General features: G+C 38.2%; 11 protein-coding genes and 1 pseudogene. 4 read left to right on the top strand and 8 right to left on the bottom strand.

Annotation, left to right across the window (positions count from 1 at the left end):
• Positions 1 to 1598 (top strand): TonB-dependent receptor (locus H5232_RS20710; RefSeq protein WP_182831432.1); only part of this gene is annotated, 1598 nt, incomplete at its 5' end.
• Between the two features lie 57 nt (positions 1599 to 1655).
• On the opposite strand, the gene H5232_RS20705 is transcribed toward H5232_RS20710, so the two are convergent.
• The 4 genes from H5232_RS20705 to H5232_RS20690 all read right to left on the bottom strand — a co-directional run bounded on the left by H5232_RS20705 (position 1656) and on the right by H5232_RS20690 (position 4613).
• A complete protein-coding gene (locus H5232_RS20705) occupies positions 1656 to 2861 on the bottom strand; it encodes a sugar efflux transporter (protein WP_220496100.1) in 1206 nt (401 codons plus the stop codon).
• A 123-nt stretch (positions 2862 to 2984) separates the two neighbouring features.
• Complete coding sequence (locus tag H5232_RS20700; protein WP_182717639.1) at positions 2985 to 3590, bottom strand: GDSL-type esterase/lipase family protein; 606 nt, start codon at positions 3588 to 3590, stop codon at positions 2985 to 2987.
• A 1-nt stretch (position 3591) separates the two neighbouring features.
• Positions 3592 to 4116 (bottom strand): DsrE family protein, encoded by a 525-nt coding sequence (locus tag H5232_RS20695; protein ID WP_182760788.1) that lies wholly within the window; start codon positions 4114 to 4116, stop codon positions 3592 to 3594.
• Positions 4117 to 4148: 32 nt separating this feature from the next.
• Positions 4149 to 4613, bottom strand: a complete 465-nt coding sequence (locus H5232_RS20690) for a flavodoxin family protein (RefSeq protein WP_182717641.1) — start codon at positions 4611 to 4613, stop codon at positions 4149 to 4151.
• Positions 4614 to 4710: 97 nt separating this feature from the next.
• Between H5232_RS20690 and soxR the strand changes: the two genes are divergently transcribed.
• Complete coding sequence (soxR, locus tag H5232_RS20685; RefSeq protein ID WP_182717642.1) at positions 4711 to 5172, top strand: redox-sensitive transcriptional activator SoxR; 462 nt, start codon at positions 4711 to 4713, stop codon at positions 5170 to 5172.
• A 186-nt stretch (positions 5173 to 5358) separates the two neighbouring features.
• A pseudogene (locus tag H5232_RS24770) lies at positions 5359 to 5507 on the top strand (ISAs1 family transposase); the annotation flags it as partial.
• 313 nt (positions 5508 to 5820) lie between these two features.
• Here the strand turns inward: H5232_RS24770 and H5232_RS20680 are convergent.
• The 4 genes from H5232_RS20680 to H5232_RS20665 form a co-directional block, all read right to left on the bottom strand.
• Positions 5821 to 6306 (bottom strand): hypothetical protein, encoded by a 486-nt coding sequence (locus tag H5232_RS20680; RefSeq protein WP_182717643.1) that lies wholly within the window; start codon positions 6304 to 6306, stop codon positions 5821 to 5823.
• An 18-nt stretch (positions 6307 to 6324) separates the two neighbouring features.
• Positions 6325 to 7101, bottom strand: a complete 777-nt coding sequence (locus H5232_RS20675; RefSeq protein WP_182717644.1) for a hypothetical protein — start codon at positions 7099 to 7101, stop codon at positions 6325 to 6327.
• Positions 7102 to 7837: 736 nt separating this feature from the next.
• Complete coding sequence (locus H5232_RS20670; RefSeq protein ID WP_182717645.1) at positions 7838 to 8272, bottom strand: GNAT family N-acetyltransferase; 435 nt, start codon at positions 8270 to 8272, stop codon at positions 7838 to 7840.
• A gap of 9 nt (positions 8273 to 8281) precedes the next feature.
• Positions 8282 to 8908: a LysE family translocator gene (locus H5232_RS20665; protein ID WP_145234560.1), complete on the bottom strand. Its 627-nt coding sequence runs from the start codon at positions 8906 to 8908 to the stop codon at positions 8282 to 8284.
• Positions 8909 to 8996: 88 nt separating this feature from the next.
• Here H5232_RS20665 and H5232_RS20660 point away from each other — a divergent pair, with 88 nt between their 5' ends.
• A complete protein-coding gene (locus H5232_RS20660; RefSeq protein ID WP_182831431.1) occupies positions 8997 to 10391 on the top strand; it encodes a PLP-dependent aminotransferase family protein in 1395 nt (464 codons plus the stop codon).
• The last annotated feature ends 272 nt before the right edge of the window (positions 10392 to 10663 follow it).

The raw sequence follows: 10663 nt of genomic DNA, 5'->3' as shown, positions 1-10663 counted from the left end.
CAGGCTTTACCTCTGAGAAAGGCAGCCAGTTTACGGTTAATATCACCAAAGAACTCGAAAACGGTGAAATGAATTTCTACACTCGCCAAACAGACGATCATGGCGCATGGTACTTACCAACACCACTCAATGTTAATGGCATTGATGCTGAATATACCCAACTTGGCACACTAAACCGCCAAGCGACCATTTATACCGGGCCAAATAATGACGCGCACCAAGTTGATATTGGCGATGGCCGCGGTTGGAATGGCCATGTATCTGGCGGTAGTATTAAACTTGAATTTGACAATGGCTGGAGTTTTTCAGACCGCTTTAATATCACCAAAGGCGATGCTAATACACTTGGTTTAGTGCCCGCAGGCTCCGCAACAACACTAGGTGAAGTGGCTGATAATGGTCAGTCTGCAACAGGCGCCGCGACAGGCACAGCTTATGACAGTGATACACCCGTACAACAAGTGGGTCGTTGGGTGGTACTCAAAGAAATTAGTTCATTTACTAATGATTTAGCATTTTCAAAGCAATTTGAAGACCTATCTGTTGCTGTCGGCTATTACACTGCAAGCACCTCTGCCAACGACTGGTGGAGCTTAGGCAATACGGCCTATCATGTTCTTGAAGCGGGTGGTGAAATGCTCAATGATATTACTTGTAATGAAAGCGCCGAAGGCTGTGACTTTAACTACGACATTAATTCATCAGGTGATGCACGCACTAATGCTTTTTATACCACGGCACAGTACAAGCTAAGCCAAGATCTCACTCTTGACGGTGGACTACGTTATGAAAGCCATGATGTACAGTACAGTGTTGATGAAGGCCTTGACGGTATTATCAATAAAACCGTTGATTACGATGAGAGTAAAACCTCATGGACAACCGGTTTAAACTATTCAATTAATGATGACATGGGCGTATTTGCTCGTGTTAACCGTGGTTATAAAATGCCATACTTCGATGATTTTAGAGATAACTACGTCGCATACCACCAAGACGGCGAGAAACTCATTAAAGAAGTCACTCAAGCTGAACTTGGCTATAAACTGATCACTCAAAGCACTGACTTTTTTGCCACTTTATTTACCAACGAAGTCAAAGGCGATACCTTTGTAAGTCGCCCAGACGTGCCCGCTGAAATCTTAACCAACGAAGCGTATGGTGTTGAACTTGATTACAACTTTAATCATGAATCTGGCTTTTCTGTTAATTTAAATACTACATTACAACAAACAGAAATCACGAAAAGTCCAAAAAATAAAGGCAAAGAAGCACAGCGCCAACCTAAATGGCAAGTACGTGTAACACCAAGCTATGACTTTGAAGTAGACGGCATGTACGCCACACTCTATGGTACTTTGTCAGCAGTGGATGACCGCTTTGGTAATAATGAAAACACCGTGACACTTGATGGCTACGAAAAAGTTGACTTAGGTTTTATCCTTGAGCCAATGGAAGGGATCAAACTGCAATTAGCAATTGATAACTTAACCAACGAGCAAGGTATTACCGAAGGCGACCCACGTAATGCTGACGCCCCCAATGGCCGTTACATTATGCCTCGTACAACACGCTTAAGCGTAAGCTACGAATTCTAACCCTCATCTCTCTGGATCAATACCCAAAGCCGTGGTGGTTAATACACTGCGGCTTTTTTAAATCACGTTTTGAACAAAAAGCTGCTCTTGCGACTCGCTCTCTTGGCGCTTTAAATAACTAAATATTATTAAAAAAGTCATAGCAATGCTTGCCGCAATAAGCGAGCCTAGCGTGGCAAAACGAAAACTAAACCACTGTGCAATTAAACCGGTACTGGCAGTACCAAGCATGACCCCTACTTTAATGGCATTGCCATAAAAAGCAGAGGTAAAACCAATTCGTGATGGTAGCTGCTCTTGTAAAATAGTCAGGCCGATACCCGCAAAGATCCCATAAAAAATAGCATTTACACCTTGCAGTACAAAGAATTGCCATACTTGATCGGCAAAAAATACGCCAATATAGAACAAAATAGCGCAACTAAAAGCAAAACCTAACAAGCCTGTTTTAGTGATGCGTTTACTGAGCTTTGCGCTATACAACATCACAGGGATCTCGATTAATGCCACCATGCCCATAAATATTCCAGGTATATTATTAGCAAAGCCCAGTTCATTTATTGTATAAAGCGGTAAGGCACTGGCGTACATAATATTGCCAATTGAACCAAAGGTTATAGCAGCCCCTAAGGCCCAAAATGATTGATTGATCGGCTGATTTGGCTCAGCTTTCTTAGCTCTGTCGTTAGCATTAACACTGGGCAAAAACTTCATTGCAAAAATTAATGCCAACAACGCAAACGTAGCTGCGGTATAAAATGAGCGACTAAAGGCAACTCCTGATGCAAGTAAATAGCCAAGCGGCGGGCCTGCGACCCATGCAAATGAAATTGCCGCTCTAAGGCGAGTATTAAACTGGGTGATATCAATATGATCTTGCTCATCAGCCCACTGGCGAGCAATAGTCATAACTTGCGGTATCGCGGCATTGCCCATTGAAAGCAAGAGTACTCCGGCAGCAAATACCTGCCAAAAAGACGTTGCGTTAGCGAATATGATTAACGCCATCCCCATGCCAGAGACCGCAATCATAAACATCTTTTTAGCGCTCACGCCCTTATCGGCCAATCCACCTAACCATTGGCTAAAAAGAATGCCCATCAAAGTGACACCTGTAGTGTACACACCCAAATATATAGGTGGACTTTGTAAGCCTTCAACAATAAACAAACCCATTAGTGGATTAACAAATGCGCCTATTAAGCCCGTTAATAAGCTTAACAAGATAAAGACCACACCATATTGTTTGAATATCGACTTCAAAAAACACCATACAGACACTAAAAATAAGCCGCGCATTATACGCGGCTTTAAGTAATATTAAAATACAAAGCGGGTTGTTTAATAATCACGATATACTCTCTATAGTTGATGAGCAAAACCTTCTCATTGTGTCAATAAGCTAACTAAGTGCTCAGCAAGTAAGCTATGTGTAGCTGGTGCTAAGTGAATCCCTTCATCAGAACATGGATTTACTTGCGAATAAGCATCTAAAAAATTACATCGATGCAATTTTGTAACGTCAGCAAAGTGTTGTGCTAACTGTTGTGATTTAATTTCAGCACCAGCATAAATACGTTGATATTGATTAACTTCATAAACTTTAGGCGGGCTAATAATAATACGTTTTGGTAAAGTGGTATTACTATAAAAGTTATCTATCTCAAGCAGTAACTGATTTAAGCCCAGCGAAATTTGCTCTGGTGTTAAGTCAAAGCGCGCTTTTAAATCATTAGTACCGAGTTGAATAATAACAACATCAACAGTATGTGCTTCCAAATACGGTTTTAAATACTTAATGCCCGATTTGTCGCCCATAAACGGGGGATTATTGACTAAAGTACGATTAGGCTCCCCGGCTTCAATCACTTCAAAGCCTGTGCCCAACAGCTGCTTTAATAAAGTAGGCCAGCGTTCAGTTTCGCTCAGCCGTTTCCCATCAACAGGAGAAATACCAAAGGTATTAGAGTCGCCAAAACACAAAATATTCATTTTAAAATGGATTCAGCGTGTAGCCTTGTTGCTGTAACTGCGCATGAGCGGTCATTGCAGAAAGCGCCATTTTCACCCCTGGGATAAGCTGCTCTGCTGCTACCTTCATATGCATTGCCGACTGCCCGCACACATACACAACCGTGTTATTAGCAAGTAGCTGGGTGATCAAAGACTGGTTTTTATTATCAACATCAAAGCGGCTTTTATAAACGCTGTTTTCCAGCACATCAACACTCGCGCTACCGTGTACAACGAGAGCTAGCTGGATGTTTTCCGGCTTTACCCCATGGGCAACATGCATATTGATAAAGCGCGCTAACGAATTAATATGATTATTTTGCGCGCCTTTTTCAGCGCCATCTCCTACATCAAAGGCAATTTTAAACTGCGCTTGGCTTAAGTCTGATACATGAGCTGGTACATTGTAAAAATAACCAAAGTCATTGATAACAGGAGTTGGCTCAGCAGCGATCGTTGTTAAGCTAGTTGCAAGAAGGCCAAAGCCTAAAAGTGAAGTTTTCATAAATCATCCTTTTTTGTTTAGCCTACCCGTATTTAACCAGCCTGTACATGTGAATGAGCTTTAAAAGTCATTCCTAAATAATTAAAGGTTTGTTTAAACATGTCTATAAATGCGTCTGGCGCAGAGGGAGATGAGGCATTAGACAATAGTGAAAACTGTTTTTGACGTAAAGTTCTAAGCTTCGGTTTTAACGCCTCGTCATCCATGTAATCTGTGATCCTATCCATAAATGCTTTCATTTGTGGCGTGGTGTTATACCAGTACACAGGCGATGCGAACACCCAATGTTCGTAGCGAAGTAACACTTCAAACAAATTATAAAAATCATCATTGTGATACTGCTTATCGTAGCGATAAGGTGAAATAACATAATCATCTAAGCAAAAAACAATGCCGCTTTGTTGCTTACTATAGGCATTAACTTGCGCCGTAGTATTACCGTTTTTACGGCCACTTGAATAAATAATAGCGGTGTTATGCATTGATTTTTCTTGCATTTTATTTCTCCTTTTTTATGGTTGCAAAGAGCATAAAACCTCAAGTAAGATTGAGGTCAACCTTAAAAATTGATTTTTAATAAAAAAGAAGAAAACTATGACCGATCAACAAAAAAAACTTGTTGAAGCTAATTTAACTGTGGGCTTTGTAGCTAAACGCAGCGGCGTAAAAGTCTCCGCACTACACTTTTACGAAACCAAAGGCTTGATCCGCAGCTGGCGGAACAACGGCAACCAACGCCGTTATAAGCCTGATGTACTGCGCCGTGTGGCGGTCATCAAAGCAGCGCAAGCAATGGGCATTACTCTTGAAGAAATCAAACAAACCCTCGCCACTTTACCTGATAAACGTACCCCCACTAAAGAAGATTGGTCAACATTATCAAAAAACTGGCAAGCACAACTTGATGAACGTATTGCTTTTATGCAGCGCCTACGCGACAGAGTCGACGGCTGCATCGGCTGCGGTTGCCTGTCAATGACAAAGTGCCCGATTTACAATAAAGACGATTACTTAGGCGATACCCAAAGTGGTGCAGTGCTATTAGTAAATGATTAATCTAAAACCTCATACAATTTGCAGCTAAATACACAGAGCAACAAATTATAAGCGCTAAAACATAAGAATTTTTCGATTTTAAATTAACAGTAATCAATCAGATAGATGTGATGTGCTTTATATAGTTAGCGCATTTGCATGAGAAAGTAGCGTCATTTTGGCAAAACCCCCTGTTGATAAAAATAGAATGAAATAACATCGTTACCGAAACGCCTTGTATTACTAGAGATAAAAAGTGCTTAGTAACGATTGATACAATGGATGTCAAAAACCAATTGCAGAAAAAATAGTTAGCAAAGAAGCCAATTACTTACTTGCAGTGAAAGCGAACCATAAAGAGCTACTGTCGCAAATAGAAGACGCTCAATTGCTTGAGATAACACAACAAGCGTATGAAGGAGTTTTGTTTAATGAAGCCGATTATCCAAGAAATAGAGAAGAAATTAGGTGCTCTGCAGTTAACTATAACGTAAATGATTTATCAAAAACGATACACTGGGAAGGCATAAAACAGTGGGTTTATTGTCTCTTTTAGAACAGAATAAGGCAATGTAAGCAATGAGGTTTTATAGTGTTTAAACAGGTAAAAATAAGGTTAGTAATGATCTATGTGTAACATTAACATAAATCATTACTGTAATTTATAAATTAATAAAGTGCTTTAATTTTCTTAGCAAAATCAGAAGCATTACGAGACATTTTATGTCCAGTCTCAACAGTTAAAGCGTTATCTGCTAATGAGAACTCACTTGCAGAGTCTGAAAAGTCATCTTTAGCTGTAACATTTATTTTAGTTAACTTAGCAATCTCTTCTTTATAATCCACATCATCTTTACAAATTGCAGAAAGAGCCTCAAGTGTTGCAACAGTTCTTTGGCCTGAATGAGCAATAACCCACTGGCTTTGATAATTATCTTTAGCTAATTTATCTTTATTCGCGGCGATCATTTTTTTATAATCTTCCCAATCGACTTTTACATCTAGTGAAGCATTACCACAAGCCGCTTTAACTTTATCAACCTCTGCTGAAATACTAGCATCAGCTGCTCTAATAGCCTTTTTGTCTTTAATAGATGCATATGAAGCTGTACTAAATAACGTAATAATAATACCCGCTAAAATTTTATGTTTCATTTTCTTTCCTTGTAGTGATTAAAATATATCGTAAATTAGTTTATAACTGGTTTCTGGCAAATTAGTAACATCATCACCAATTTCAATAATCAGCACACTGTTTGACATTTTTGCTTGATGCTTATCTGCTACAACAGATGGAATAAGCTGAATTTTTTCTATCCCTTGTACAGCCTCCAAATAATCGTGGTCGATGGTACAAATATTTTCTAATGCATTCATATAAGCCGATAATTTAGCAGGACTAGTTTTTAGTTTTTGAGATTCAAACTGTCGCCAATCTATATCGATTTCAATATTCGTTTCACATGTTGTAGAAAATGAACTAACTGATTTTTCAATAAGTTTTTTGGCAGCAATTTTACTAACAACATTTAATTGCCTTACTTGATATTGCTCTTTGACTTTATTAACTTTTACAATATCTGCCAAGCCGGAATAAATAACTTTTGTAACTGTATCATTATCGAGATATACACTTGAATAAGAAACTAATGTTCCTGAACGAACAGTTTTATGACCTTCATTTTTAAAATTAACATCCGGCATTCCAAGCAATTTTAAATAATAACCATCACCAATGTCATTCTTGAATTTTTTATAAAGTAAGGTATTACCATCATAATGATGTTCAAAGCCATTGTAATTTACATAGTAAGTATTTTCATCCTCAGCTGGAACAACTGTCAAAGTAGCAGAAAATTCAGAGTCAAAGCTATGGTAAACCTTTGGGTTTTCTTGAGCCATAGTTGTAAATGAAGTGATAATTGTTAAAAATATAAAAAGATAATTCATGATCGATAGTTAATCCTTTAACTTATATGTATTAAAATAATGCAGGTAATAGTAACTTTAAATCCAATTAAAATTGACTACTAAATAACAACGTTACTATACGCAATCATAAATCAAAATTCAAAATTTTATTACACTAAAATAAGAAACAATAACAACATGATAAATTAATTTTTTGTAACCCTATAACTTATAATATTTACATACATTCAACTTACGATCATCGAAACAAAGTAAAGTTGATTAGGTGAATTTTTGCCACAGTATTTTACCAAATTTGATCTCACTTTCAGAATTAATGTTATCCGCATATTTCCACGGGAACTTGAATATCTCTGGCGCGTTAGCTTATTTCACTTACCAGTCAAAATAAAATAAGCTATATAGACACTCCCTTGAAGTCAAAGCGAGCTGGTTTATAGGTTCGTAAGGCGCACAACCCACAACGAGTGTGTAGACTGCCGTTCATATGGAAATGATAATAATGAAAGCTGTAACCTGAACTCAGGACAAGGCGGTAAACATTACACCAAGAATGTACAATGCATTTTCTGGCGTAAGCATTGTTTGCATTTTACTAATTAACTGACTCTAAAAACCCAGTAATAGTATTATTTATTGATACTCTCTAAAGTGCTCACATTTTTAATAAAACGGCTATAAATAGAGAATAAGGAGTTCAGCTGTAAAATAATAAAAGTATTTAACTGCACGCATTAAAACGTTCAATCCATACTTAATTTTGCCGCTGTAATAATGTTGAGTACCCGCCAACTAAACACTTTTCCATTGCGAGATTGGGGCTTGCTTGGCTTTGAAAACCAAATTGTTGATAAAGTGAATGAGCGTCTTTTGTTGCCAGTGTAAAACGGCGTAATGATTGCAATTCAGGGTGACTCATTACATGATCCATCAGCTTTTTACCCAGCCCTTGACCTCTAAATGGCTCTAACACAAATACATCCAGTAAATTTGCAAAAGTGGCTTGGTCAGTCACCACTCGTGCAAATGCCAATAGCTGTTTATTTTCAATTAATGCAAAGCACAGCGAGTGTGCGAACGCTTTTTCTAACCGTTCGCGACTAATGCCTTGACTCCAATAACTTCGCTCAGATAAAAACTCAAACGCTTGGGTAAATTGTTGTGGTGACAATTGGTGAGTAAATTTCATTTTATTTCCCTACTGAATGCTTGCATTGGAAAGAAAAACTAAAGGAATTGATGCCGCAAGAAACAGTGACATAACCCAATTAAAACGTTTAAAGATATTTGGCTTATTTAGAAATTGGCGCATGTATTTGCCAAAATTCACCCAAAACAAGCCTGAGCAAGCCGCGACAAGGTTAAAAATAATCACGCCCAAAATTGCAGAAGGCCAATAGGCACCTCCTGGTAAAGTAAGTGCAGTACAAAGTGTCATTAACACTGCATATGACTTAGGATTGATCAACTGAAAAAGCATGCCTTGAAAAAAATTTAAAGGCCTTGCTTGAGCATTATCACCTTTTAATTGAGAGCTACTAGCTATCTTGTATGCCAAATATAAAATATAACCACTGGCACAAAGCTGTAGAAAAAAATGCAGCTTTGGCTGTATTAAAAACAATTTACCTAATCCTAGTAGCATTGCCAAATGCATTATCGTCATGCCTACTCGAATACCCAATAAGTGCGGTAGGGTTTTGATCACGCCAAAATGTGTGCCTGAGTGAGTAAGCAAAATATTATTAGGCCCAGGCGTAATTGACGCCGCAAAACAAAATAAAATGAGAGCCGGAGCAAGCTCAAAAACAGTAGCTGTATTCATAATAATTAATTGTATTGATACAATATTGTAGTTGTTTAATAACTATTAATTGTCATACTTATGTAAAATCATCAATATTTTTATTGTTATGAATACAATTTACAAACCGGATCACACTCTATTTAGTAGTTTGTGCAAAACACAGCCAAAATATCGCGCATTAGCCGCTTTGATTGAGCATGCTATCGACAACAAAATGCTGGGTTTTGAGCAAAAATTACCAGCCCAACGACTTCTCGCTGACAGCCTAAGTGTTACACATGGTACGGTAACTCGTGCATATGCTTTACTTGAGCAACGAGGGTTGGTTACTGCAAAACTAGGGGCTGGTACCTTTGTAAGTAAAGTTATTGAGTTAAGACATTTTGAGGGCGACACAGACTTTGCTTCAAGCATGCAACCGATGATGGGGCAACAACATGTTATGACCAATGCCCTGCAATCGCTGTCAAAGGATCAAAGTGCATTAACAGATGTGATGATTTATAAACTCAATGGACTTACCTCACATCAACATTTTTTCAAACAATGGCTAGCGGATAAGGGCTTTGATTGCTTAAACCATCCGTTGATATTTACCCAAGGTGCTCAGCAAGGAATATTCACTACGTTAGCAACCTTGTGTGAAAGTGGCGATACTGTCATTGCAGAGTCAATGTGTTACCCCGGTTTTTACCATGCGTGTCATTCGCTTAAACTTTCATTAGCACAAGTAAACGTGCATAGCGACGGGATTGATCTTGCGCAAATTGAAGCATTGTGTAAGTCGCGTACAATCAAAGCGGTTTACATCACGCCAAACTGTCAAAATCCAACCAATATTTGCTATAGCAGTAACAATTTAAATGCCCTACTGGCGCTGAGTCGCCGATATAATTTTTTCATTATTGAAGATGACGTAAATTACTGTTTGCCAGAGTATTGGCGATTACCATTGTGGCAACAAGCACCGGATCGGGTTTTTTATATTTCAAGCTTTTCAAAATATTTTGCAGGCGGACTACGAGCCGGTTACTTATTACCTCCACGACTTTGGGAGCAACCAATTTTAAAACAAATTCATAGTGAGTGTTGGGCGGTTTCCTCAATGAATTTTGAGTTAATAATGCGCGCCATTAAAAGTAACGAATTTACGTATAATCAAACTAAGCTAGCAGATGAGATACGCTATCGTATTGAACAAATAAAAAAGCTGCTTCAAACTTATGAGATAGATGCTCAGTTTGCCAGTTTAAATGTATATATTCGCTTATCCCAGTCGCAGAATATGTTTGAGTTTTGCAGCGTATTAAAAGCGCATAAGGTAATTGTAAGGACGCTAGATTCCTTTATCCCAGAAGTTCCAGCCCTAAAAGTAGATAATCCAAATGGTGTTCGCCTCACCCTAGGCGGCCCAGCAACCCGGGCTGAGTTTGACTTAGGCATCACCCGCGTTGAAGCCGCTTTACAGCTGTTTAATCAAACATTTGAGGTAGTTATTTAAATTTTATTATTCAATAAAATCGGGGAATCATTATTCCTTTGGGTGATGTGAACTCATACTTTTTTGAGGAAATATAGTGTTTAAAGTTCTGCGAGTTCTCTATTGCTTTTGCATTTAGTTTTGCAAATTTATATGAAATTGACATGAATTGCATATTCTCACCAGCTTTGATCACCCAATGGCATTAACTTTGATCGCTTATTCTCATTAAGCTTTGATCACGAAAATTACGCGATAATGATCACTTTTGTGTTCTTAATGATTTTGCCGAT

This window comes from Pseudoalteromonas sp. SG41-5 (genome assembly GCF_014164495.1).
Taxonomy (GTDB): Bacteria; Pseudomonadota; Gammaproteobacteria; order Enterobacterales; family Alteromonadaceae; genus Pseudoalteromonas; species Pseudoalteromonas rhizosphaerae.
The sequence above is the reverse complement of the archived record's forward strand: the minus strand, read 5'-3'. Positions and strand labels throughout refer to the sequence as shown.